22 protein-coding genes and 3 pseudogenes are annotated in these 24,020 nt (G+C 47.1%); 18 read left to right on the plus strand and 7 right to left on the minus strand.

Annotation, left to right across the window (positions count from 1 at the left end; genetic code table 11):
• Window positions 1-21: 21 nt before the first annotated feature.
• Window positions 22-3,744: a chromosome segregation protein SMC gene (smc, locus tag AC5JR3_RS07200; RefSeq protein WP_495844426.1), complete on the plus strand. Its 3,723-nt coding sequence runs from the start codon at window positions 22-24 to the stop codon at window positions 3,742-3,744.
• Between the two features lie 77 nt (window positions 3,745-3,821).
• A complete protein-coding gene (locus AC5JR3_RS07205; protein WP_495844428.1) occupies window positions 3,822-4,811 on the plus strand; it encodes a PRC-barrel domain-containing protein in 990 nt (329 codons plus the stop codon).
• A 159-nt stretch (window positions 4,812-4,970) separates the two neighbouring features.
• On the opposite strand, the gene AC5JR3_RS07210 is transcribed toward AC5JR3_RS07205, so the two are convergent.
• Together AC5JR3_RS07210 and AC5JR3_RS07215 are read right to left on the minus strand one after the other, a co-directional pair.
• Window positions 4,971-5,249 carry an HNH endonuclease gene (locus tag AC5JR3_RS07210; protein WP_495844430.1) on the minus strand — a complete coding sequence of 93 codons (279 nt, stop codon included), beginning with the start codon at window positions 5,247-5,249 and terminating at the stop codon, window positions 4,971-4,973.
• Window positions 5,249-6,520: a DUF262 domain-containing protein gene (locus AC5JR3_RS07215; RefSeq protein ID WP_495844431.1), complete on the minus strand. Its 1,272-nt coding sequence runs from the start codon at window positions 6,518-6,520 to the stop codon at window positions 5,249-5,251. Before AC5JR3_RS07215 ends, AC5JR3_RS07210 begins: the two co-directional genes overlap by 1 nt.
• 242 nt (window positions 6,521-6,762) lie before the next feature.
• Between AC5JR3_RS07215 and AC5JR3_RS07220 the strand changes: the two are divergent.
• From AC5JR3_RS07220 to AC5JR3_RS07240, 5 genes and pseudogenes are all read left to right on the plus strand, one after another.
• Window positions 6,763-6,930: pseudogene (locus AC5JR3_RS07220) on the plus strand (N-6 DNA methylase); the annotation flags it as partial.
• Between the two features lie 140 nt (window positions 6,931-7,070).
• Window positions 7,071-8,003 carry an Rpn family recombination-promoting nuclease/putative transposase gene (locus tag AC5JR3_RS07225; RefSeq protein WP_495844432.1) on the plus strand — a complete coding sequence of 311 codons (933 nt, stop codon included), beginning with the start codon at window positions 7,071-7,073 and terminating at the stop codon, window positions 8,001-8,003.
• A gap of 81 nt (window positions 8,004-8,084) precedes the next feature.
• Window positions 8,085-8,339, plus strand: coding sequence for a hypothetical protein (locus AC5JR3_RS07230; protein WP_495844434.1), 255 nt, complete (start codon window positions 8,085-8,087; stop codon window positions 8,337-8,339).
• A gap of 18 nt (window positions 8,340-8,357) precedes the next feature.
• Window positions 8,358-8,555: a hypothetical protein gene (locus tag AC5JR3_RS07235; protein ID WP_495844436.1), complete on the plus strand. Its 198-nt coding sequence runs from the start codon at window positions 8,358-8,360 to the stop codon at window positions 8,553-8,555.
• 101 nt (window positions 8,556-8,656) lie between these two features.
• On the plus strand, window positions 8,657-9,289 hold the full coding sequence (locus tag AC5JR3_RS07240; RefSeq protein WP_495844438.1) for a hypothetical protein: 633 nt from the start codon (window positions 8,657-8,659) through the stop codon (window positions 9,287-9,289).
• An 18-nt stretch (window positions 9,290-9,307) separates the two neighbouring features.
• Here AC5JR3_RS07240 and AC5JR3_RS07245 read toward each other — a convergent pair whose 3' ends face one another.
• From AC5JR3_RS07245 to AC5JR3_RS07255, 3 genes and pseudogenes are all read right to left on the minus strand, one after another.
• Window positions 9,308-9,508 (minus strand): hypothetical protein, encoded by a 201-nt coding sequence (locus AC5JR3_RS07245; protein ID WP_495844441.1) that lies wholly within the window; start codon window positions 9,506-9,508, stop codon window positions 9,308-9,310.
• A gap of 684 nt (window positions 9,509-10,192) precedes the next feature.
• Complete coding sequence (locus AC5JR3_RS07250) at window positions 10,193-10,582, minus strand: nuclear transport factor 2 family protein (protein WP_495844443.1); 390 nt, start codon at window positions 10,580-10,582, stop codon at window positions 10,193-10,195.
• A 31-nt stretch (window positions 10,583-10,613) separates the two neighbouring features.
• A pseudogene (locus tag AC5JR3_RS07255) lies at window positions 10,614-11,928 on the minus strand (RNA-guided endonuclease InsQ/TnpB family protein).
• A 211-nt stretch (window positions 11,929-12,139) separates the two neighbouring features.
• On the opposite strand from AC5JR3_RS07255, the gene AC5JR3_RS07260 reads away from it, so the two are divergent.
• Window positions 12,140-12,613 (plus strand): hypothetical protein, encoded by a 474-nt coding sequence (locus AC5JR3_RS07260; RefSeq protein WP_495844445.1) that lies wholly within the window; start codon window positions 12,140-12,142, stop codon window positions 12,611-12,613.
• Here AC5JR3_RS07260 and pdxA read toward each other — a convergent pair.
• The gene (gene pdxA, locus AC5JR3_RS07265) at window positions 12,602-13,747 is read right to left on the minus strand and encodes a 4-hydroxythreonine-4-phosphate dehydrogenase PdxA (protein ID WP_495844448.1); all 1,146 of its coding nucleotides are present in this window, start codon (window positions 13,745-13,747) and stop codon (window positions 12,602-12,604) included. The genes AC5JR3_RS07260 and pdxA overlap by 12 nt on opposite strands.
• 202 nt (window positions 13,748-13,949) lie before the next feature.
• Here pdxA and petM point away from each other — a divergent pair, with 202 nt between their 5' ends.
• The 7 genes and pseudogenes from petM to AC5JR3_RS07300 all read left to right on the plus strand — a co-directional run bounded on the left by petM (window position 13,950) and on the right by AC5JR3_RS07300 (window position 20,446).
• Window positions 13,950-14,063, plus strand: a complete 114-nt coding sequence (gene petM, locus AC5JR3_RS07270) for a cytochrome b6-f complex subunit PetM (protein WP_495844757.1) — start codon at window positions 13,950-13,952, stop codon at window positions 14,061-14,063.
• Window positions 14,064-14,210: 147 nt separating this feature from the next.
• On the plus strand, window positions 14,211-15,194 hold the full coding sequence (locus tag AC5JR3_RS07275) for an SDR family oxidoreductase (protein WP_495844450.1): 984 nt from the start codon (window positions 14,211-14,213) through the stop codon (window positions 15,192-15,194).
• A 372-nt stretch (window positions 15,195-15,566) separates the two neighbouring features.
• The gene (locus tag AC5JR3_RS07280; protein ID WP_495844453.1) at window positions 15,567-16,484 is read left to right on the plus strand and encodes an NAD(+) kinase; all 918 of its coding nucleotides are present in this window, start codon (window positions 15,567-15,569) and stop codon (window positions 16,482-16,484) included.
• A gap of 164 nt (window positions 16,485-16,648) precedes the next feature.
• Window positions 16,649-17,575 carry an Rpn family recombination-promoting nuclease/putative transposase gene (locus tag AC5JR3_RS07285; RefSeq protein ID WP_495844455.1) on the plus strand — a complete coding sequence of 309 codons (927 nt, stop codon included), beginning with the start codon at window positions 16,649-16,651 and terminating at the stop codon, window positions 17,573-17,575.
• Window positions 17,576-17,579: 4 nt separating this feature from the next.
• Window positions 17,580-17,735: pseudogene (locus AC5JR3_RS07290) on the plus strand (Precorrin-3B methylase); the annotation flags it as partial.
• Between the two features lie 315 nt (window positions 17,736-18,050).
• Window positions 18,051-18,533, plus strand: coding sequence for a hypothetical protein (locus AC5JR3_RS07295; protein WP_495844457.1), 483 nt, complete (start codon window positions 18,051-18,053; stop codon window positions 18,531-18,533).
• A 128-nt stretch (window positions 18,534-18,661) separates the two neighbouring features.
• Window positions 18,662-20,446 carry an ATP-binding protein gene (locus AC5JR3_RS07300; protein ID WP_495844459.1) on the plus strand — a complete coding sequence of 595 codons (1,785 nt, stop codon included), beginning with the start codon at window positions 18,662-18,664 and terminating at the stop codon, window positions 20,444-20,446.
• A 228-nt stretch (window positions 20,447-20,674) separates the two neighbouring features.
• On the opposite strand, the gene AC5JR3_RS07305 is transcribed toward AC5JR3_RS07300, so the two are convergent.
• Complete coding sequence (locus AC5JR3_RS07305) at window positions 20,675-21,340, minus strand: SDR family oxidoreductase (RefSeq protein WP_495844460.1); 666 nt, start codon at window positions 21,338-21,340, stop codon at window positions 20,675-20,677.
• A 245-nt stretch (window positions 21,341-21,585) separates the two neighbouring features.
• Here AC5JR3_RS07305 and nblR point away from each other — a divergent pair, with 245 nt between their 5' ends.
• The 3 genes from nblR (at window position 21,586) to AC5JR3_RS07320 (ending at window position 23,871) form a co-directional block, all read left to right on the plus strand.
• A complete protein-coding gene (gene nblR, locus AC5JR3_RS07310) occupies window positions 21,586-22,281 on the plus strand; it encodes a response regulator transcription factor NblR (RefSeq protein WP_495844462.1) in 696 nt (231 codons plus the stop codon).
• A 94-nt stretch (window positions 22,282-22,375) separates the two neighbouring features.
• Window positions 22,376-23,044, plus strand: coding sequence for a DUF192 domain-containing protein (locus AC5JR3_RS07315; RefSeq protein WP_495844465.1), 669 nt, complete (start codon window positions 22,376-22,378; stop codon window positions 23,042-23,044).
• A 635-nt stretch (window positions 23,045-23,679) separates the two neighbouring features.
• Window positions 23,680-23,871 (plus strand): DUF2949 domain-containing protein, encoded by a 192-nt coding sequence (locus AC5JR3_RS07320; protein ID WP_495844467.1) that lies wholly within the window; start codon window positions 23,680-23,682, stop codon window positions 23,869-23,871.
• The last annotated feature ends 149 nt before the right edge of the window (window positions 23,872-24,020 follow it).

The following is a 24,020-nucleotide window of genomic DNA, read 5'->3' on the forward strand; positions in this document are numbered from 1 at the left end:
ACTTTCTAAATCCCTGCGCCTATGGTTCATATCAAGCGGGTGGAACTGACCAACTTCAAATCTTTTGGTGGCACGACAGCAATTCCCTTACTGTCCGGATTTACAGTTGTTTCTGGGCCGAATGGTTCTGGGAAGTCGAATATTCTTGACGCCCTGCTGTTTTGCTTGGGGCTTGCCAGTTCCAAAGGAATGCGGGCAGAACGGTTGCCGGATTTAGTCAACCACAACAAAGAGCATCGCGGAACCGTTGAGACAAGCGTCACGGTGACATTTGACTTGTCAGATGTCAGTGATTTGGCGTCAGCAGGTAGCGAGAATCAAACGCTTGCCAGCATCTTGACAACCTCTTTGGGGATAGAGGGAGGTGCCGATGGCTTGGGTAAGGAGTTCAATGAAGACCTCGTCACCAATAACGGACATCATGCCGAATTCTCACCCGACGACGAAGTCGCTTTAACTAACGGAAACCGGAACACAGACACGGAATGGAGTGTTACCCGCCGACTGCGGGTGACGAAGCAAGGTAACTACACCTCGAACTACTACATCAATGGCGAACCCTGCACGCAGACAGAACTGCACGAACGCCTCAATGAGTTGCGGGTTTACCCAGAAGGCTACAACGTTGTGCTGCAAGGGGATGTCACGAGCATCATCTCAATGAACTCGCGGGAACGGCGGGAGATTATTGATGAACTAGCAGGCGTGGCAGCCTTTGACCGCAAAATTGTGCAGGCAAAGGGGACATTAGAGGCGGTTAAAGAACGGGAAGATAGCTGTCGGATTATAGAGCGAGAATTACTCTTGCAGCGCGATCGCCTCTCTCAAGACCGCATCAAAGCCGAAAAATACCAAAAACTCCGCCTCGAACTGCAAACTTATCAGCAGTGGGAAGCGGTTTTAGTGTGGCGATCGCTCCAAAAACAAGAGTGGAACCTCTCTGAACAACTCGCCGCCGGGGGCGAAAAGGTCAGACAACTGAATGAATACCTCACCCACCTCAGCCAGGAAATTAACCAAGCCACTACCCACCTCGAACAGCTCAACGTCCGCGTCAAAGCCTTGGGGGAAGAAGAATCTCTATCAATTGCCTCCAACCTCGCCACCCAACAAGCCGAACAGCGACAACTGCAACGGCGACAGCAAGAACTACAAGACGCCACCCGCCAAACCGAAGCGAACATTAAACAGACAGAAGAAAAAATTCAGCAATACCGCCACACCCTGGCACAACTGAGCGCCGAACAACAACCCGCCCTCGTTCAACTCATCGCTACCCGACAACACCGAACGGACGAAGCCCAAGCCGCCTTAGAGCAAAGCCGAGAACAAGCCAGCGCGATCGCTGACGCCTCCGATGTCTGGGTACAGCAACAAACCGCCCTCACCCGCCAAATCGAAACCTTACTGCAAACCATCGATCCGCAACGTACCGAACAAGCCCGACTGCGAGAACGCAGCAATCAAGTTAGTCGGCAACTAACCGAGCAAACCGAACTCTTACAAAGCCTAGAGCCAGAAATCGCCACCAAACAAACCCAATCCACCGATTTAGAAGGCAAACTCGCCGCTTCCACCCAAACAATCCAATCCCTCGCCCAATCCCTCGCCAACGCCGAACAAGAACGACTAATCCAGCAACAAACCCAAACCCGCCTGCTTTCCGAACAGCGAGACAAACAACGCCAACTCGACAAACTCGAAGCCACCGCCCAAGCCCAACAGGAAGCCCAAGGCACCTATGCCACCAAAGTCATTTTAAATACAGGTGTACCGGGGGTTTGTGGTTTAGTCGTTCAGTTGGGGCGTGTGGAACCTCAGTATCAACTAGCGCTCTCAACTGCCGCCGGGGGGCGCTTGGGGAATATCGTTGTGGAAGATGACAGCGTTGCAGCAATAGGAATCGAACTGCTGAAACAAAAACGCGCTGGACGTGCAACGTTTTTACCGCTAAATAAACTTCAGTCCCCCCGATTCTCCGACACCACAGCACTACGCTATGCCAACGGCTTCATTGACTACGCGATTAACCTTATCGACAGCGAACCCCGCTACAAGAACGTTTTCGCCTACGTATTTGGTAATACCGTAGTCTTCGACTCCCTCAACTCGGCGCGTAGCTACTTGGGCAAATATCGCATCGTTACCTTAGACGGAGAAATTTTAGAAGCCAGTGGCGCAATGACTGGCGGGAGCAGCAACCAGCGTTCTGCTCTATCGTTTGGCACGGCGGAGGCTGGGGAGTCAGCAGAATTAGCCGCGTTGAGAAACCGCCTCCAGGAAATAGAGCGGATTTTAGAACGCTGCGATGCCTCAATTTACCAAGCCTCTGCGGCGGTGAAACAACTCTCTGGGGAGTTAACAGAGGCAAAAACCCAGCGACGAGAGCAGGAACTGCGCTTTGAGCAATTGCAGAAGGACATAGGCGGGTTGATGAGGCAACAGGAGCAAACGCGATCGCTTCTGGCTCAGTACACCCAAGAACTCACAACAGCTCAAAGCCGACTGCAAACCCTCGATATTGAGTTACCCGCTCAAGAAGCGCAGTTGCAACAATGGCGGCAACAACTCGCGGAATTGGAGCAGTCCCAAACCCACAGCGAATGGCAACAAATCCAAGCCACGATTAAAGGACTTACCAACCAGCTCAATGAGCGGGAACAAGCACTGCGCGAGGCGGAAAAGCAACTGCAAGACTTAGAGAATCAGCAGCAACGCCTGCAAGAAAAAACCGTCGAGTCTCAGCGGCAATTGTCAGAATACCAGCAACAAAAGTCTGGTGTCATTGCTTCTGAGGCGGGAGTTAGGGAACAGCTAGCCGCTATCAACCAACAGCTTGTGCAGACGCAAACCCAACTCTCCCAACTCGAACAGCACTTAGGAGAAGCGAAGCAGGAGCGTGACACGGCAGAACAGCAACTCCGAGAACGTCAGCTTTCTCATCAGCAGCAAACCTGGGAACTGCAAAAACTTCAGGAAACTACTCAGGAGCGACGCGAGGCATTAGTGGCGTTGCAAAGTCAGTTGGAAGCGGCAAAAGTGGAACTGCCAGAACCCTTACCCGCCGTACCAGAGCAACTGCATCTAGAGCAACTGCAAAAAGAAACGCGATCGCTGACCAAACGCCTGCAAGCCATGGAACCCGTCAACATGCTGGCACTGACAGAATACGACCGCACCCAAGAACGCCTGCAAGAACTTTCCGACAAACTCGCCACCCTGGAAGCCGAACGCACAGAAATCCTATTACGCGTGGAAAACTTCACCACACTCCGCTTCCGTGCCTTTAAAGAAGCCTTTGATGCAATTAATGAAAATTTTCAAAAAATATTTGCTGAACTGTCTGATGGCGACGGCTACTTGCAACTGGATGACCCTGAAGATCCTTTTTCTGGAGGATTAAATCTCGTCGCTCACCCCAAAGGTAAACCTGTCCAACGTCTTGCTTCCATGTCGGGGGGTGAAAAATCCCTTACCGCTTTAAGCTTTATCTTTGCCCTGCAACGCTTTCGCCCATCTCCCTTCTACGCTTTTGATGAAGTAGATATGTTTCTTGATGGGGCAAATGTCGAGCGATTAGCTAGAATGATCAAACAACAGGCAACACTTGCCCAATTTATTGTTGTAAGTTTACGCCGACCCATGATTGAATCTTCCGAACGAGCAATCGGCGTTACCCAAGCCAGAGGTGCATATACTCAAGTCTTAGGGCTAAAGTTACAGCCTCGTAGTGCTATCCGGTAGGGTAAATATCATTTATAGTAACGTCAATTATCGTTAATTTTAAAGTACCGATTCGAGATCTTCGATTGCAGGACATAATGGCCACTGAACAAACTCGACAACGCTCCGATCTACTTAATACCCAGGTTATTACGATGGATAATGCCAAACGCCTGGGGGTCATTAAGGAGCTATTGGTAGATATCGACCGGCGCGAGGTCGTTGCGCTGGGTTTGCGAGACAATTTACTCTCCGTCGCTGGGATGCCACGCTACATTCTCCTGAGCAGCGTTCGACAGTTTGGCGATGCCATCCTGGTCGATGACGAAGACGTAGTAGAGGATATTGACGCGGATGCATACAGCAGCCTGATTAACAGCGAAGTCATTACCGAAACAGGCGAGCCGCTGGGGCGAGTCCGGGGCTTCAAGTTTAACGTCGAAGACGGTAAAGTTTCGTGTTTGTATGTCGCTTCGCTGGGTTTGCCCCAAATCCCCGATCAATTTATCAGTACCTACGAACTGCCCATTGATGAAATTGTTAGTAGTGGGCCCAACCGCTTGATTGTCTTTGAAGGTGCAGAAGAGCGACTTGTTCAGCTGACTGTTGGTCTATTAGAACGATTTGGCATTGGCAGACCCCCCTGGGAACGAGAGGAAGAAGAAGCCTACTACACCCCAGCCGTGCGACCCGAAAATCAACTGGGGACAGGGATTCCTGTACGCACTCCCATCCAAACCGCAATGCCTGTGGAAGAGCCTGCGTGGGATGAGGATTGGCAAGAACCCCAACCTCTGCCCCTGCGTCAGCGTCAGCAGGAATCAATTATCTATGAAGAGGAACTCGAAGAAGATAATTGGAATGACGAGCGGCTAGAAGCACCACGACGTATGGCTAAGTACGAAGAGCCTGTCTACGTCGAACCAGAACCCTATGACAACCGAGACTATGTAGACGAGTACGAAGATTACGAACTTTCGGGTGATGCCTGGGAGGATGACATGCAGTCGGAACCCTACAACCCACCACGAGTCAATATCCCTAAAAAAACCAAAGAGCCAGAATACGAAGAAGAAGCAGGCTACTAAGCCATAAGCTCGTCAATCTTATCAGAAGCGATCTATCACCTAGATCGCTTCTGTTTTTTTAGAGGGCAGCTTGCTCAGCCTTGACACTTATGGCGATGAATGAAGGGGGATTCTTGGTTTATCGGCGCACCGTGAGGACATGGCACTGTCATGCCCCTATTAGGTGCGATCGCTTTTCGTAGCATTACACTGTAAGCAGAGAAGCTGGAGGTTATTCCATACAGTTAATCCCCCTTTGCTATAGGGGTGACGATGATCAGCTTTCAGTTCTTTGAAGCCTTTTGTACCTCGAAAAACTCTGCCGCAAATAGGGCAAACATACCCATTCAATTCAGAGTTGAAATTGAGCCGAAAGTAAGCTTCTTTCCAGGATAAGGGGAAGATTCTTGCTCTAGAATTACACGGCTGTAAATCCCCTAAGCTATCTGCTACAGCCATTATTTTAATAAGATTTTGACAATCTCTACTGTTTTTTCGCACTGCTGCTTTTGTCCCTTTGCACCTCCCCAACGTCCCTTGGGTTCTGGATATCCGTCCTCATCATTCAGAACATCCTTACCTGTTTTTCGAGGATTGCGAATGAATTCCCCAGCTTTTTTCCACTGTTTTTCAGTAAGCTTTTGGGGCGATATATTTAATTCAACGGCTCCAGCTATGAACAAAGCTAACTGTTTGTATTTGTCAACACTAATCCCCGGAAGTCCTCTAGATAATATGAACTGCATCCAAATTGCAAATTGCTCAAAGTAATCCCCATGTATAACTTTAAAAGGAGATAATATATTTTTGTCATCTACACCTTTACCTAGCTCTTGATATTGAAGTTGAGCGCAGTAAATATCTAGAGCAGTCTCAGTTAAACCTCCAAAGTTAACAGGTAAATGTTTTGGTCTTTTAACAAGCCCGTCTAGTTTCTCACGTTCTAGGCAAACTAAATACCAAAGAAACATCAGGGAAGGTGTTTGTCCTTTTGCCTTATCCTTACCTTGCCACCATTCATACCAAAGGTCTCTGCTTGATGGGAGGCTATCCCAAGGGTTATAAATTCCTTTTTTCTCGGCTAGTTCCAGCATTCGTTGAAATGGTTTTTTGATGACTTCAGGTTCTTCATCAGTCTCTAAGTCATTTATCGCAGCTTCCGTGGAACTACTGTAAATCCCAACTAAGCGTATGAAAGTTACACTCTTAGATTGAATGTAAAAGGACAAACGAATATCTTGTCCTGAAAGAGGAGTCCCACCTTCGTTGATACGCCGGAAAATTTCCAGTTTTGTTTGTAACTCTAGATTTTTTGGCAGGTAGATTATGGTAAGTGGATAATCACTGAATATATTTTTCAGTGTCGGAATGAGTTGATTATGCTTTTTCCCCGCATACAAGGCTGACGCAGGCGCTATATAGTCGATTTTTGGGTCATCACTTACTGTAAGTTTATTCTCAAAGAAATCCCAGATTGTTGAGAGTCTTTGCTGTCCGTCAACAACTTCATAATTGCGATTTTCATCTTCACAGAAGAAAAATGCTGGAATTGTCAGATTGTTGAGAATTGATTCAATAAAGAGTGATTTTTTACGGGAACCCCACTGCTCGGCATCACGTTGATAATCAGGAATATAGACACGCCCGCTTTTTAATCTTGATAACACTGTCTCTACGCTTTCGCTTTGAGCCTTCGTTGTGTCGTGTACCAAAGGAGAAAAATCAGTCACGCGATCGCCTCGTTGCTAGATAGGTGGGTTGCACTAGAAATCTTTCTCTTAGTCTGCCCACTCTCCCGGACAAGGGAACTAGCGATCGCTAAGTCTTTATCTTCACTTTGTAAAACCCCTGTAATACAGTCATTTGATGCAATTTGTTAGTCAATTAGCGATTGATTTACATCAGCCAGATAGCGAAAATGTATTAAGGGTTATTACGGATGTGTTTGTTTGTCCTAGTGAGACACTTTGGAATCACTGGAATGGACTGGTATTCTGTCAAGGAGGAAGGGTTAGGCGACCTCTACGAGGGGCTATTAGAAAAGAATGCCAGCGAGAAGAAGTCCGGGGCAGGGCAGTATTTTACGCCGCGTCCGCTGATTGACTGCATGGTGTCGTTGATTAAACCGCAAGCGGGAGAATAACCTTGATATATCCTAGTTAAGGGATGAGAGTTTGCAATCGGGGAAGGATTTGCCCGAACCGGATGAGATTGCGGCAGAGATTATGCTGAGGTTGCAAACGGCGATGGAGGAGATGACGGAACTCATGGTGTTGCTGGATGAGTGAGCAAATTAACCATGACCAGTTGTTCAAAGAACTCCTCTCAACGTTTTTTGTAGAGTTCATTGAGTTATTTCTGCCAGATGTCGCGGGTTTTCTGGAACGAGACTCTATTACTTTTTTACCCCAAGAGTATTTTACCGATCTTGTCTCTGGCGATCGCAAACTCCTAGATATTGTTGCTCAAGTGCGGTTTCGCGAGCAGTCGGCATTTTTTATTATCCATGTGGAGAATCAGTCTTACACGGAGTCGAATTTTGCTCGGCGGATGTTTTTGTATTTTGCTAAGTTGCATCAGGAGTATTTGTTACCCGTCTATCCAGTTGTGGTGTTTTCCTTCGATGAACCACAACGAGTAGAGACAACACAATATCGGGTAGATTTCCCAGAATTGAAGGTGTTGGAATTCAATTTTACGACCATTCAACTCAATCAGATGAATTGGCGGGATTTTTTGCAGCAGCGCAATCCCGTAGCAGCAGCATTAATGGCAAAAATGAAGATTCAACCGGAGGAACGTCCGAAGGTGAAGGCGGAGTGTTTACGTCTGTTGGCGACTCTAAAGCTAGATCCAGCCCGGATGCGGTTGATTTCAGGGTTTGTGGATACCTACTTGCGGCTAGATGCAAGGGAGGAAGCGGCGTTTGAGGTTGAGCTTGATAGGATGGGACTAACTGAAGAGGAGAGGGTTATGGAAATTGTTACAAGCTGGATGGAAGAGGGAATCCGGCGCGGATTGCACCAGGGACAACAAAGAGAAGTAGCATTAGTGCTGCGGCAATTAAATCGTCGTTTGGGAACTTTGCGGCTCGATTTGAGGGAGCGAATTAGCCGCCTAGAGATCGAGCGGGTTGAAGATTTGGGAGAGGCGCTTCTAGACTTTTCTAGCGAAGCAGAGCTGATTGAATGGCTGGATAGAGTGAGTGGATGAAGTTGTATTTTAAACAGTCCAATTAATCAAAAATGTAGGATTTTAGCAAGTTTTCTGAAAGAGTAGTGAGTAGGTAAAAGAATGATGAAAAGCATCAAAACGCGATCGCTTGTGGGGAACGATGGCATTTTGCATCTAAATGTTCCGGTAGGAGTACCCAATCGGGAGTTTGAAGTCATGGTAATTTATCAGCCCATTGAATCATCAACGCCATCGAAAACACCAGAGGAATTAGGCTGGTCGTCTGGTTTTTTTGATGAAGTGATTGGGGGTTGGGTGGGAGAATCGCTAGTGCGCGAACCGCAGGGAGAGTATGAGACGCGGGAGCCGCTGTGAAGAGGCGGGGTGAGTCATATGAATTGTTACCATTATGCGATGCGATCGCCATCCGCTAGATCTACTCCTTATCGCCTTGCTGGAAATATTTCCGACAGGTTTGGGATTTCCTTTCTTGTTGAGTGCGATCGCCTCCAGAAAATATTACAGTTAAAAAAGAAAATACTTTTACTCTCGCTGCCTAGGTTTTTCGGCATCGGCTGTGCTTGGCGCTAGCGGTGCCACAGGGTGCATCTCCTATTTAAGCTGCATAGAAAATTCCTGAATTTTTCTGTAGCTGTAGAAAAATATATTTTGAAATATGGAGATGCAAGGGCGTGCAACATCTACTGATGTCGGAATTTATTCAGTCAGAACTGCGGAAGGCACTACGTCCGAGGCAATCTACGCCTAATCTGGCACTCACCAAAGTCCCCATTGATCAAAACCTCTCCTTCGAGTTGTGGACGCCCCGATGGGTTTCTAAAATCAACAATTTCACGCCCTTAGAAATCGAGTTAATTCGACGGGAAACCCCGCGTATCACCCGAATTTTGTCTAAGCTGACTTGGTTGATGGGAGCGATTTGTATCGGTGAGGATGATTGGATGGTAGGCGATCGCCAATCTGTTCGTGACTGGGATAGCGTGATTGAATTTGTTAAGGTTGAAGGTCGCTGCGTCAACCCCATCCCCACGAAAGTTGTTTATAGCCCTCATTCCCTAATCCCGATTTACGATAGCGATCGCAAACAAGAAGGCATCATCCCCCCGCAAGCCTGGGAAATCTGCCCGTCTCGCTGGACAATCATCTTTGATGACCTAGTACCCGTTGGCAAAAGCTTCCGTCTCAAGCAATCTGAAGACTTCATTTCCGTCGAAATCTGGACAGGTAAACCCACCCGCAGAGAAGTCAGAAACGGCAAAATTTACGTTGAGTATCGCGACATCTACGCCTCCACCCGCAAATAGCCGTTCATCCTTCACACCTCATCGAGAAGGCGCTTCCGGGTCAAGTTCAGTTGGCAGCGGCTCAGGGCCAGGTTCCGGGTCAGGTTCGGTTTCCCTTGTGGGTTCCGGTATCGGTTGGGGGCCAGGTTCTGGGTCGGGTTCGGAAGGGACAGGTGGTTGCTCAGGTCTCTGCTCTGGAGGAGCCTGGATTTGAGTAATATTCAACTCTAGGGTAGGCATAACAAAATGTTGCTTGCTACTCCTTTACTGTAATGTTTCGGCTGGTCTATGCCGTTGCATCTACAGGCGCGTTTTGGTGTGAATGCTTAAAAATATTCCGGAATCCGTACAGCAGTAAGCGTTAAATAGTAGTGCTAGGGCTGGAATTAAACTAATACCTCGGCAAACACTGACGAAAACGCTTTCTATGCTGTAATTTCTTCAATTATCACCCCTTGTCATCAATTTAATCCTGCATTCTTGGCGATCGCCTTTACGCTCAGTCATCTGTACTTAATTGTGCTAGTGCCTGCGTGTCATGTGTTGTTGGCAAGAATTCTGGAAATGGTAGGGAACAATTGTTTTTAATTCTGTGGTCTTGATGTGATAACAGGACGTTTCTTCCTGTCATGACTACTGAACTCTCGACCTCATATAGCTAACTTATGTGATTGTTAATACCAAAATATCGACAAATTGCATTTATTTCGGTTTAACGATCTTTTTTTGTATATTTCTGAGCTGTTTATAGAGATAGGTTAATAACTATCAGGAGGAGATTATGAAGCGTTTATTATCTAGTGTTCTTATGACTAGCTGCCTCTGGAGCCTTGCGTACTTGTCCAATTCAACGCCATCCCAGGTAACAACACAATCACCAATATTGAGTGACATTGAGTCTGTAGCGAGTATCCCCGCCAAGCTTCAGCGCATCAAAGGACTACCGTGGTGATGCACCAGATACCACGATGACGCCATACGCTCAAATACGTTTGTTGCCATCGACTGAGCCTGAACTCGTCTCCCTCGGCTCACTTGCAGCAGGTTCTCCACCAAAACAACATAAGCGAGATTGTCACGCACTTCTGTTGCGAGAATCTCCATCTCAATTTCGATATAGCTAGTATTGTTAAAAATCTGTTCCCAGGAATGGCGAATGTCCTTCCACCCTCGTAGTTCATCGCGTCCGGGGTGAATGCACAGACTTCCCGTTCCCTGTGACCATACGGTACTCATCGCTTCAATATCTTTTTTCTCAAAAGCGCGATAAAAGGCTTGATTAGCTGCCAGGACGGCTGTGCGATCGTCACTCATCGGTCTACCGAATTGTGGATTGGTCTTTCCTTCATTCTCTCACGGGATTTCGCAATCTCAAGCAATCGAGATTGACATCCTCACCACACAAATCAAAGATTATGCGTGGTGATTCCCCGGATCGCTCCGAAGATTTCCTGCTTCAGCGCCAGTTGACTAGACTGAGTGACCTCAGCCCCCGCCACCTCGACTCCACAGGCATTTTCTATTCCCCGTTGCCCACGGGTGCAAATTACTTGCCCTGCTGCCACATCACGAGGCTTGATTGACCCGCAGTTGTGGCAATGATGGATTCTAGTTGAGAGGTCTTTGCGAACCTCCGCACCACAGTCCGGGCACTCCTGAGAGGTGCCCCGAGCATCAACCTTGCCGTAATACACATCGCGCTTGAAACACACCCAGGGCAAGATCTGGTTCGTGAATTGACCCAGCCCAGCATCTAGGGTGTGCTTACCCAGCATCCCCTTGGCCATAATGCGGAAGTCTAGGTCTTCCACAAAGATCATCCCTGCGCTGTCGCAGAGGTGATGAGCCAGCTTAAAGTGCCAGTCTTTGCGAGTATCGGCCATGCGTTGATGGACTCTGCCAATCTTCTTCTGGAGTTTTAGCCAGTTAGCCGACCCCTTGTGCTTCGTCTTCAGCCTGCGTTGCAGCAATTTCAGCTTGCGTTGCAGACGGCCAAAAAAGCGAGGCCGCTTGACTTGTTTTCCGTCTGAGGTTGAAAGAAAGTATTCTAGCCCAACGTCAATCCCGATGGGGTGCCCGTGAGGCACCGCAGCGGGGATTTCAACATCAGACTGAAGGCTAAGCATGACGAAGTAACCCGACGCCTTGCGGACGATTCGGGCTTGCTTCACCTCGAAGAGATCCGGTATCTCCCGCGACCAACGCACCCTCACCAAGCCCAGTTGAGGTAGCTTAATCCCCTCGCCCGTGATGCAGTTTTTGAGCATCTGAGGGAAGACAAAGCTACGCATCCGGTTAGGTTTTTTGAACCTTGGAAACCCTGACCGCTTTAGCCGCCATGATTCCCAAGCGCCATCTAGCTTTCTAAGGACTTGCTGGAGCACTTGGGCATTGACGGTCTTGAGTCTAGGGAAGTCAGCCTTGGCTTTAGTTAAGCCTTTGGCCTGAACGTGGTAGTTCGGGAATGGCGCGTCGGCTGGCAGGATAAACTCCTGCCGAATTGAGCACGCATTCACCGGAGACTTCCGAGAATCCAGCCAGTCTTTACGTTCCCGCCGCGCAAAATTCCAGACATTGCGACACACATCTAAAGTGTGCTCAATCCCTGAAACCTGCTCGGCGGTTGGCTCTAGCTTAAATTCCCACGTCATGTTTAGCATGTCTACACTATACCATAAGATTGTGTAGGCTGCTTCCTTCGGTCGCGCTCCGCTACACCACCAGCCAAGCCTTCAGCTATGACTGGAGTACTGCGAAGGTTCGGATAGCGATCGCTTTACCTTAAAATTAAGAAACATACTCTCGGCTTGGTTAATTCCCATCGTTTCAGCTTAACCAAATCCGAGTCAAACCACTTTCCCCAACGTAATTATGGTTCAGTACACTCTTGCTCAGAGTCCCGAAGTTATCCTGAGCGTTCCTGGCAAAGACTCTGCCAAAGCCCGTGAGAAAGCCATGGATCAGCTAATTGACCTCATGGATGCAGGCAAGCTTGATACTGACCTGGCGGACGGTTTTAGCGCTCAGCAACTCATTGAAGTGAAAGAACCCGATTCCTCCACAACCACTAGTGATGAAGACGCCGTCATTCAAGCTGTACAGCTCCTCAACCAACTAGCCACACTAAAACTCAAAGTTCAGGAATCCCGTGCTGAAGCGCTAAAGGTGCGCGAACAAATTGACCTTTTGTTTAGTGACAAAGACGTCAGCGAAGACGAGATTGCCAGTATCAAAGATGGCTTCAAAGCCCTGAAAAACTTCGCTCAATCCAATCTGCGCTACCGCGAGGCAAAGTCCCAAGCAGAAGAAGCGCGTCAGATTCTTGATGAAGCCTTAAAAGTCTGATCGATCTAAATCTCCATCGCCTTTACCATCACAATTAGCAGAGAGCTTAGAGGCTGACTTTTGATCAACCAAATCCACCGCCAGCCCTATGGCTTCTTTCATACTGGTGGCATTAGCGATCGCTTTTCCGGCAATATCAAAGGCAGTGCCGTGATCGGGAGAGGTGCGAATGAAAGGTAAACCAATCGTGGTATTAATCGCCCGGTCAAATGCCATCAGTTTTACGGGTATTAAGCCTTGGTCGTGATAAAGCGCTAGATAAGCATCATGAGCGCCACTGTGCAGGTCGTTGTTGTACCAAGCTTGACCGGGCTTCACCCACATTGTATCCGGCGGTACAGGGCCATCTAGCTGCAATTGAGGATGTTTCTGGCGCTCTTGCTCTAGCCAGGGAATCAACCACTGTTGCTCCTCAGTCCCCAACTGACCTTGTTCTCCGCTGTGGGGATTGAGTCCAGCAATGGCAATTCGAGGCGTCTCCAGCCCAAAATCTGCCTTGAGGCATTCCACAAGTAAATCCAGTTTGGTGGTCATTAACTCTGGTGTGAGAGTGTCAGCAACTTGACGCAAAGGGATATGAGTGGTGGCAAGTAAAGTACGTAGTAACCAACCTGTATGAGGCGATCGCGCCACAAACAACATCCCAAATTTTTCGACTCCAGCCGATTGTGCTAGCACTTCCGTTTGCCCTGGATAGTGATGACCTGCTGCCTTCCACAACGATTTCGCAATCGGTGCTGTAACAATGCCATCAAATTCGCCCGCTAAAGTCCGGGCAATTGCGGTTTCTAGATAAGCAAAACTTGCTGCCCCACTAGCCGCATTACCAGTACCGGGTATAATCTGCCGTTGTGTCATTCCATCTAACTGCACGTCGAGAATGGACAACTGTTTGGGATCGATTAGTACCTCTTCCCCAGGAAGCTGCTGTCGCAATTCCTCGTAGGCAGACTGCAACAACGCCGCCGTACCAACCACCGTAATCTCACAATTTTGAGTCACTGCCGCATCTGCCAATGCTTTTAGGACTACCTCTGGCCCAATGCTGGCTGGATCTCCCAAGGTAACGGCTAAACGTGGGCGTTTGAGCTGCGGCGATCGGCTTTTTGTAAAGAAATTTTGCTCAATCTTCATTTTTTATCAATGCCCAACTAAGGATTAAGAACTAAGGACTCATGACTAACTCAAAAGATTTGCCCTGAGCTGCTTTAAAATACCGAATATAGGTGTCAATACCCTGTGTTTCTGGGTAACCCAGTCACCACTAGTCCTGTGGTGATGGGAGACTAAGTTGGATGATTACTGTTTTGGCGATCGCATAGGAGTCTTTAACTCGATGAACGGTGAAATTTTTAACGCGGCTGTCTTGTCCTTTACCCTGATTCTGGTCGGCTTAGGCATCGGCTTTTTATTACTGAAAATCCAAGGGGGCGAAGAAGAGTCTCTCTAAGGGTCATTTGTCGGTGTGAGGCACTACCGGGACTGTCTCGGCTCACTTCACACCGCACTCTGGAATCACCTTTGCTAAGTTTTGCAAAGATGAACCGAGGATTTCTGATAACATCTTATAGAAACTTTAAGATTCTTCATTAATTAAATGAATTTATTGGTGGTTGGTGCAACTGGAACCTTGGGAAGACAGGTAGTTCGTCGCGCCTTAGACGAGGGGCATCAGGTACGCTGCCTAGTTCGCAGCCCCAGAAAGGCAACATTCTTAAAAGAGTGGGGGGCCGAAATTGTCCAAGGCGATCTTTGTCAGCCAGAAACACTAATACCTGCTCTACAAGGTATTACCGCCGTCATTGATGCGGCAACCTCCCGCCCAACTGATAACCTGACTATCAAACAGGTAGACTGGGACGGCAAAGTAGCGCTGATTCAAGCAGCGGCGGCGGCGGGGATAGAACGATTTGTCTTCTTTTCGATTCTCAACGCCCAGAACTATTCCCACGTCCCCTTGATGGAAATTAAGCGGTGTACAGAGCTTTTCCTAGCCGAATCTGGATTAAAATACACCATCTTAAGACCTTGCGGCTTTCTGCAAGGGCTAATCGGTCAGTATGCTATTCCCATTTTGGACGGACAGGCTGTGTGGATTACAGGGGATAGCGCACCGATTGCCTACATGGATACTCAGGATATTGCCAAGTTTGCCGTCCGTGCTCTGGAAGTTCCAGAGACAGAAAATCAAATCTTCCCCGTCGTTGGCTCTCGCGCTTGGGGAGCTTATGAAATTGTCCGCTTGTGCGAACGCCTATCAGGACGAGATGCCAAAATTGCCAGAATGCCGCTTAACTTGTTGCGGACAATACGCCGGGGGCTGCGGTTTTTTCAATGGGGCTGGAATGTTGCAGATAGACTGGCATTTACAGAGGTTTTGGCATCAGGTAAACCTCTCGATGCGCCAATGGATGAAGTTTACAAGGTGTTTGGGCTAGATGAGAGTAAGACAACGACCTTAGAAGCCTATATGCAAGAGTACTTCAGCCGAATTATGAAAAAACTCAAGGAAATCGACTACGAGAAAAACAAAGGAAAAAAGAAGTCTCAGAAAAAGACGCCTTTCAAGTCTTCCAAATAAACCCCAGAACTTTTTTCCTAGTCAACACTGCCGTCTGGGATGATATTAAAATAGCCCATCATGGCACTATATCGAATCGTCATCCCCTGTTTCCCTAGTCTAAACGCCCCTATTTTTACAGGAGCCTCTTTAGGCGGACGCAGGGATGGGCAAAATATGTCACGATAAACCTAGCTAATTAGAAGCAAAACTGAATTCTGCTCCATGTCGGTTGTTTAATCAGCAATTACTCAAGAAAGACTGGCTATTTTGTCTATATGACCAGTACCTTCTGTGAGTAGACTGCTGATTTGAGACAATCGCCGGGATTTTTCTCTAGAATTCTTTGGCTAATTTGCTGATTTCGTTTGAACTCTAGCCGGATTGGTAAGCGTGCCGAAAGCAGGCATTATTTACAACGATATTAAACCCGTGGCTTGTCGTGTTGCCATGGAACTGAAGGAAAAGCTGCGTGATGCTGGTTGGGATGTCTGCATGGCAACTGGCGTTGGCGGCATTCTGGGCTATTCTCGCCCTGACTCTCCGATTCGCCGTACTCCCATTGAAGGGCTGGCATCGCCTGGTTTTGATGAGGAGATGGCTTTTGCGATCGTTCTTGGGGGAGATGGCACGGTTTTAGCCGCCTTCCGCCAGGTTGCGCCCTGTGGTATCCCTCTGTTGGCGGTGAATACAGGTCACATGGGCTTTTTGACAGAGGTGTATTTGAATCAGCTCACCCAAGCCTTAGAACGAGCCATGGCTGGGGATTATGAAGTTGAAGAACGGGCGATGCTATTGGTGCAGGTGTGGCGAGATAGTGCCATTTCCTGGGAGGCGCTTTGCCTTAATGAGATGGTGATTCACCGAGAACCTTTGACCAGCATGTGCCATTTTGAAATTCAGGTGGGCAATCATGCGCCTGTAGATATTGCAGCAGATGGTGTGATTGTTTCGACGCCAACGGGTTCGACAGCTTACTCCCTGAGTGCAGGTGGCCCAGTGGTAGCACCAGGGGTACCTGTGCTGCAATTGGTGCCAATTTGCCCCCATTCTCTCGCCTCTAGGGCATTAGTTTTTGCTGACACTGAGCCAGTGAGCATTCTGCCAGCCACGCCGAATCAGATGGTGATGGTTGTTGATGGGAATGCAGGATGTTATGTCTTGCCAGACGATCGGTTACATATAGAGCGATCACGCTATTCTGCACGCTTTATCCGCGTACAACCCCCAGAGTTTTTCAGAATCCTGCGAGAAAAATTGGGCTGGGGTTTGCCTCACATTGCTAAACCGACTTCTGTGGAGTTGCCCTAGTTTTTTGTCATTCCCAGAAACGAGGTAGATTTGGAGTTTAAAGATTGACGGTAATGCCCGTTCAAATTCCCGAAGAAATAAATTAGCGATCGCTCTTTTTTTAGGGAGTTCTACATGGAGTTTGTAATCGCTCAGGTTAAGAATAAATGCTTAGTTAAGCCAGAATGAAAACGGACTCCATTTTTTATCGTTTATTTCAAACCTTTCCAGGCACCTTTTTTGAACTGATTGAGCGTCAGGCGTCTGAAGCCGATGCTTATAATTTTGCTTCTGTCGAATTAAAACAGACGGCATTTAGGATTGATGGAGTATTTCTTCCTGTATCGAATCTCTCCCATAAACCTATTTATTTCTTAGAAGTTCAGTTTCAAAAAGATCCAGAGTTTTATGCTCGCTTTTTTTGTGAGATTTTTCTCTATCTACGTCTCTATGCACCGACTCAACCTTGGCGAGGAATTGTTATCTTTCCCAGACGGAGCTTAGAACCAACTGAAGTAGAGCCTTATCAGATTTTGCTAGAAAGTTTCCAAGTCAATCGTTTGTACCTAAATGAGCTGGAGGAGACACCGGAGACTTCTCTAGGGGTTGGTATCATCAAGTTGGTTGTCGAGACGAAAAAGCGGACTCCTCAGCGAGTCACACAGTTAGTCGAAAAGGCACGCTCCGAACTTGCAGATGAAGCATCCCAGCGGGAAGTGCTAGATTTGATAGAAACAATTGTTTTATACAAATTGCCGCGTATCGGGCGTCAGGAGTTGGCAAGAATGTTTGGACTCAGCGATCTGAAAAAGACCAGGTACTATCAGGAAGTCCGTGAGGAAGTTCGAGAAGAAATTCAGCAAGAAGTTCGTCAAGAAATTCAGCAAGAAGTTCGTCAAGAAGTCCGTGAGGAAGCTCGTCAGGAAGCGGCTCAAGATCTGATTATGCGCCAGCTTTCTCGGCGTATCGGTGTAGTAAGTACAGAATTACAGAAACGCATCCAGCAATTATCTGTTACTCAATTAGAGAATTTGGCTGAAGCGCTATTGGACTTTAATAATCAAGCAGATTTAGAAGCTTGGTTGAATATTAGCTCAAATCCGTCTGAATAGAAGTGGAGAACGCGATCGCGCTTTAGCCCTTTACAACACGCTGATCAAAGAACAAAAAGACAAGATTCCGCAGCAGTTGCGGGTGTGGCTTCGCTACCGCAGTGAAAAATCCTTTGGCGCACACCGAACGCCCCCCAAGTCCAAACGAAAGTCAAAGTAGGATTGTGGGGAAAGTGCGATCGCGCTTTGCACGACATAGTTGTTCGCTTGCTTTTGCTATCAAGACGCTCTCTCTAGTCGGTTTGCTGGTTGTACGGGGTTTGGGTAGGGTGATCGCCTCTATCAAGGAATGAATGTTACGGAGTTAACAAATAAATCAACACCCTCAAAAAAATAGGGGCAATGATAGTAATCTCTTCACACGAATAAATCAGACCTTGGCGCATAACGCTTCATTGTGGTGCCGTATAAAATGAATACAGACGAAGCTGCACTCGGTATAGGGGCGGCAGAGTACTAATAAGGAGAAAATCAAATGGCAAAAGTCCTAGACAAGCGCTGGCGTACTGTTCTTGAGCTACAGCAACGCCTCCAGATGCTAACCCCTGGTTCCTCTGAAGCAGAGATTATCGAATATGCAATCTCGCTAGCGATCAACTCTCAGAGCCAGGAACAAAACTTAAAGTTTTTTCGCTACGACTTAATTAGAAATGCGAGGTTCTGCCTCGGACGGGCAAAAGTCCGTCAGACTCGTCTATGGCAAAAAGCAGCCTCGTTCACTCCTACTTGGACTGAAGATGCTGAACCTTGTGTTGCGCTGGAGATAGAAGAACAACTGCGGGCAGTAGTATATGCATCCGGTAAGAATTTGAGCCAATGTTTCCATGATCTGCTCAATGGCAGAAGTTTAGCCGATACAGCGTCTGCTTGTGGCATTTCTCAACGCACTGCAAACAGGCTGCGTCAGAAAGTACGCCAAATTGTGCAGACATACCTGGAGACACAGGACATTGCATAGTGCCTTAATCCCAAAGATCCCAAAGGTTTTTTCTAAGTTAGGGATCTTTGGGTAAAACATTCCAAAACATTTGATTATTTGACAACTAGAATCACTTTCAGTTTAATTCAGCAGGTCAGGAGAAAATTATGGTACTTCAAGAAACTACTAACCAACCAGCCTCAAGTGAAAAAATTCCTGTTGTCTTAACAGGGTATGCTTTGCAGTCACTGCGGGATTCGGGCTATAGTTTGTCAGCCGCACTAGGTGAAGTTATCGATAATAGCCTAGAAGCTAACGCCAACAATATTACTCTGCACTTTGAAGAATCTAAAACTAAGTCTGGTAAGCGGCATATTCACCAAATAATAATTATTGATGATGGTGATGGAATGGAACTTGATGTCCTACAACACTATCTCCAATTAGGATATTCAACTCGTTATATGCGAACTGACACAATCGGAAAATATGGAGTGGGTGCGAAACTTGCTGCCCTCAATTATGGTCAGCGCATTGACGTTTGGAGTCGTACAAATGAACAAGAATGGCATCATGTATGGTTTGATTTGGAGGAAGCTCTAATTCAGGAAAGGGAAGGTGAAACAGTTGGCATTGCTTTTCCGAATATAGAATCAATTCCAGATAATATTTTTACCTACGCTCCCAAAGGCTCTGGAACCATCGTAGTTTGGTCAAAAGTTGATCGCCTTGAAGAAGGTCAGCAAGCTTCTGATGCACAAGCTTTGAAAGCAGAGGTAAAACATGAGCTAGCTCGGATGTTTCGTTATTTTCTAAATGAAGGAATTCGTATTTCTTTTGATGGAACCGATCTCCTCCCATACGATCCTCTTTACCTTATGAAAGGAACATGGGCGGATCGGGAAATCTTCAAATACTATCAACGTCTGCGAAAAGGAGCGAATAAGGAAAACAAAGAACACTCTTTACCTTTGCCAGAAGCTTCAAAAGATCATTTTTCTGCTACTCAAATTGCACAGGGGAACATTAAAGTTGGCGGCTCAATATGTACAGTCACAGTTACTCTTTATCCAAGTGAGGTAGCACGCCAGCGTGGTATGGCTAATGATAATTTTGCTCGAAAAACACTGCGATTACAAGATAATCAAGGTGCCATCAGCTTTGTTCGTCTTAACCGTGAGATTAATTACACAAATGTTCCTCGAATTTTTCCTAAAGGTGTTGAAGATCGCGACCGATTTATTGGGATTGAAGTTGCATTTAAACCAGAGTTAGATTCGTATTTTGGAGTTCGTAACGTTAAACGTGGCGTAGAACCTCACGATGAATTGCGAACTGAAATACGCACCTTTCTCAACAGCTACATTGAGGAAGCGCGCAATTCTCTAAATAATATTTGGGGTGAAGTTGCAAGGAAATCAAATAAAGGTAATGGAGAAAATCTCCTTGTTCTTCAAGCAGTTAAAGAAGCTAACATAACACTGCCTAAAAGTCGTGTTAAAACCAAGATATCAAATCAAGAAAAATCGCAAATTTTCGTAGATTTAGCACGTGATGTTGTCGGTGAAGACAAAAAGAAACAAGAGGAATATCAAGAAACTATCAAGGACTTGCCGTTTGTTGTTGAATTTGTTGATATTCGAGGTAATTTACTGATAGATACTCAGCACATTGACGGAAAAGTGATTATTACCTTTAATACACGGCATCGCTTTTACCGAGAAATGTGGGAACCTCTTCGTCGTATTGCTGATGCAATGCCTGGGAGCATCTCTGGAGATGAAGCTACCAAAGCGGCTAGGCGCTCTATAGAAGCTTTAACCTTACTCATCATTGCTTATGGTAAAGCTGAATCAATGGATGACAATCCACGCGAACATTTTTCAGAGCTGCGGAGTGACTGGGGTAAGTTCACAGAGTCCTTAATGGGTAAGGTAAAGGATGTTATTTAGAATGCCAATACCAAGAGGTAGTTGCTGAGTATCCTTCTTAAGCTTTTAGGTAACAGATATTAGTGCCGTCTGGTGTATGGCACTGCTAACCGCATACACTGGACGGATTAATAATCTTTGCCTGCTTTTGAATATCATCTAAAGTTGCTTCACTATCGACTATAAAAGTCCCATTGGGCGATCGCTCTTAAAGCAATAACTCCCAATCCCCCAATCTCTGTCACGCACCTACCACGGCAGCACCTCACCATTAGCGTGCCAAAAAGTACCTGTATTCTCCAGCGTCAACTCTTCAATTCGAGCCAACAACCCCTTCACCGATTCCTCCGGCGTAATGCCACCCGATGTAAAGTTCGTCATGCGGGTTTGAACTAACCCAGGATGCAGAATTGCCACCGCGATCGCACGCCCTTTGAGATCGAGAGATAGCGACTTGCCTGCCATCGACAACGCCACCTTCGACATCCGGTAGCCATAGGAACTGCCAGAGGTATTGTCTGCAATTGAACCCATCCGGCTTGTCATCAGCACAATCTTGGAACCTGCCTTGAGCAGTGGCAATAGCGCCTGAGTCACTCGTAATGCTCCCAAAGCATTAACCTCAAACTGTTCCCGAATGCTGTCAAAATTCAAGTCTTCCAGCGTCACGCGCTTGATAATTCCGGCATTGTTAATCAGAACATCAATCGTCGTATCACCTAGGCGATCGCGTAAATCTGCAACCGAAGCATCAGAGGTAATATCAACCCCTTCCTCAACCTGTACCCCTAGCTGCTTCAACTCCTCAGAAGCAGTGCGACAGACGGCAATAACGCGATCGCCTCGCGCTTGCACTTGGCGGCAGTATTCGTAACCAATGCCGCGATTAGCACCCGTAACTAGATAAGTTGCCATGTGAACTCCAATAGTTCGATTACAGAGGCATTCCTAAAAACCACTCATAGCCTAGCTGAAACTGCCGCTTACCATCCTCTTCCAGAATGGTGCCGTGTGCCACGATCGCCCCTCTTCCGACCCAAAACAAGTAAATATACTCAATCCAGGTTTTGCTGTGTACACTGTAGGCATGACTAACTTAAAACTAGTCTTGGTACTTTAGCGCTACCTTGAGCGATCGCTTGAAGGTTAAATGCTGTCTTATGCGCCCTGCTACTTTTGACCACAACCCCTGCGTCTTGCTAGTCGAAACCGACGAAGCCTTAGCTGAACGGCTCAGCCTCGATTTGAGAGAAGCGGGTTACACAACCGTTGTGGCAGCAGATGCCCGTGCGGGTTGGCATCAAGCTAGCGAAATCCAGCCGGCAATGGTGGTAGTAGATAGAGCGCTACCGGGAGACTCAGGGCTAAGTTTTTGTAGCCAACTGCGGCGCTCTGGCTCGCGAGTGCCCGTGTTGATGTTGATGGCGCGGGAAGCAGTAGATGACCGGGTGGCTTGTTTAGAAGCGGGGGCAGATGATTATTTTTTGAAGCCCTATCGCGCCGAGACGTTTCTGCAAATGGTGCGCCTTTACCTGCATCCCACGGCTAGTGCTTCGGAACAATTACGCTTTAGCGAGCTGGTTTTGGATCTGGCAACTCGTAGAGCCATGCGTAACGGACGGGTCATTGACTTGACGATGAAAGAATTTGAACTCCTCAAGTATTTAATGTCTCATCCCCGCGAAGTCTTGACCCGCGAACAGATTTTAGAAAATGTGTGGGGTTACGACTTCATGGGCGAATCCAACGTTATTGAAGTGTACATTCGCTACCTGCGCCTCAAAATCGAAAATGAAGGTGAGAAGCGTTTAATTCAGACAGTGCGGGGCGTTGGATACGTGTTGAGAGAGTCTTAACCACAGCAGATGGGGAGAGTCCGATCGCCCTGTCCCACAAACTGGGTGAAAAGATGCTATAACATCCCCTGTGGTTACAGCCCAAAATAATTCCATGAAACGCTCTCGTCTTACTCAGAACCCAGCCGGGTTAGTGGCGTCACTGCCGAATCCCACCTCAATAGCTCAGAACGTCCGCAAAGGTCTGCGTTGGACTGCTTTCCTGGAAGTGCTGCTGTGTGTAGTGCTACTAGGCTGTTCGACCTCGGCATCTGACTCCTCAAGCGCCCAAACCCCTCTAAAGTCTGGAAAAACCCTGCCGCCTCCCCCTTCTGAGGTTTCACAAGCCCCCATTTCTTCAGCGCAATCGCTGCCGATTACAGCGCAGGCAAAAATGGGTGGTAAGACGATCGCTCTAGAAGTTGCCCGTACCCTACAACAGCAATCAATCGGCTTGATGTATAGGGACTCGGTAGCGGATAGTCGGGGAATGCTGTTTCCCTTTGACCCGCCCCGGCCCGTCAACTTTTGGATGAAGAATGTTAAGATTCCTCTGGATATGGTATTTTTGCGGGATGGGGAAATTAAGGCGATCGCGGCTGATGTTCCTCCCTGTAAAGCTGAACCCTGTAAGACTTATGGGCCAGGTCAGAGCGTGGAAATTGACCAGGTGATTGAACTTCGGGGAGGTAGGGCTGCGGAACTGGGTTTATCAGTAGGCGATCGCGTTCAGGTCAATTTCGCTCCAAGTACCACTCCGGATACAGAATCTCCTTCTTCTTAATTTCTTTATAGTAACTATCGAAAATTTCATTTAAACTTTTAGAACGTTTCTAAAGAAAGTAAGTTACTCTTTCTGAAGACAGAGAAGAAAGCTTCAGATTTCGGATATTCTTAACCATTGAATCCTTTCTCAACTCTATTGAGATAACTGCGTCTTTGGTGTGAGGACGTTACGGAACAAAGACTTAACGGCAAGCCGTCTAAGCCTTGGTGTGAGGAAAGTTTGACATAAGGAATCTGTTGTGAGTTAAAGCTTTAGCTTGACTCATAGCTGAATTTAAAGCACTTTTAACAGGAAGCAGTTATACCAAGTTTGCTAAAAACTGTAAATTAGGTTGCCGTCACTTGCAGCCCTAATGCGGAGTTTTTGCTCTCTCTCGACTGAAAACCTTTAGTAACAAGGCGATTTGGCAGGAAATCACCACGGATGATTCAACCGCTAATCACCTTCACCAAGTAACGCAAATCACTACTTAAGAGAGATTCCCAACACTCATAGAAAAGGTTCTCTCCCTCAATATGTAGTTAAGAAAAAAAACCAATACTAGTAGACGGATAAAAGACTGGCTACTGATAACCCAATGACTGAAGCTATCAGCTACAAAATAGAGCCTAAACAAAGAGGTGAAATGAACGATGGCACCTGCAACTGATTCTAGATTTCTTCGCTTTCTCCAAGAAGAATTATCAATTTCCACCGCGTCGTTAGCGATCGCGCAACGATACCGTGAGCAAGACCCTGGCCCTTTACCAATGATTCTCTGGCAGTATGGTCTAGTGACCCTTGAGCAGTTAGATCGAATCTATGACTGGCTGGAAACAGTATAAGAATTGGTGAAGCAGCGAGGAACAAACAAGTGATTCGACCGCGATTATGCCTTGGTGTTAGTGTCAGGCAAATTCAAAGACGAAGACAATGTTTTTATTCACAATTTATCTCAAAGCAAAAAAAGAGCAGGCTTATAAACCCGCTCTTT

Source organism: Kastovskya adunca (genome assembly GCF_059505785.1).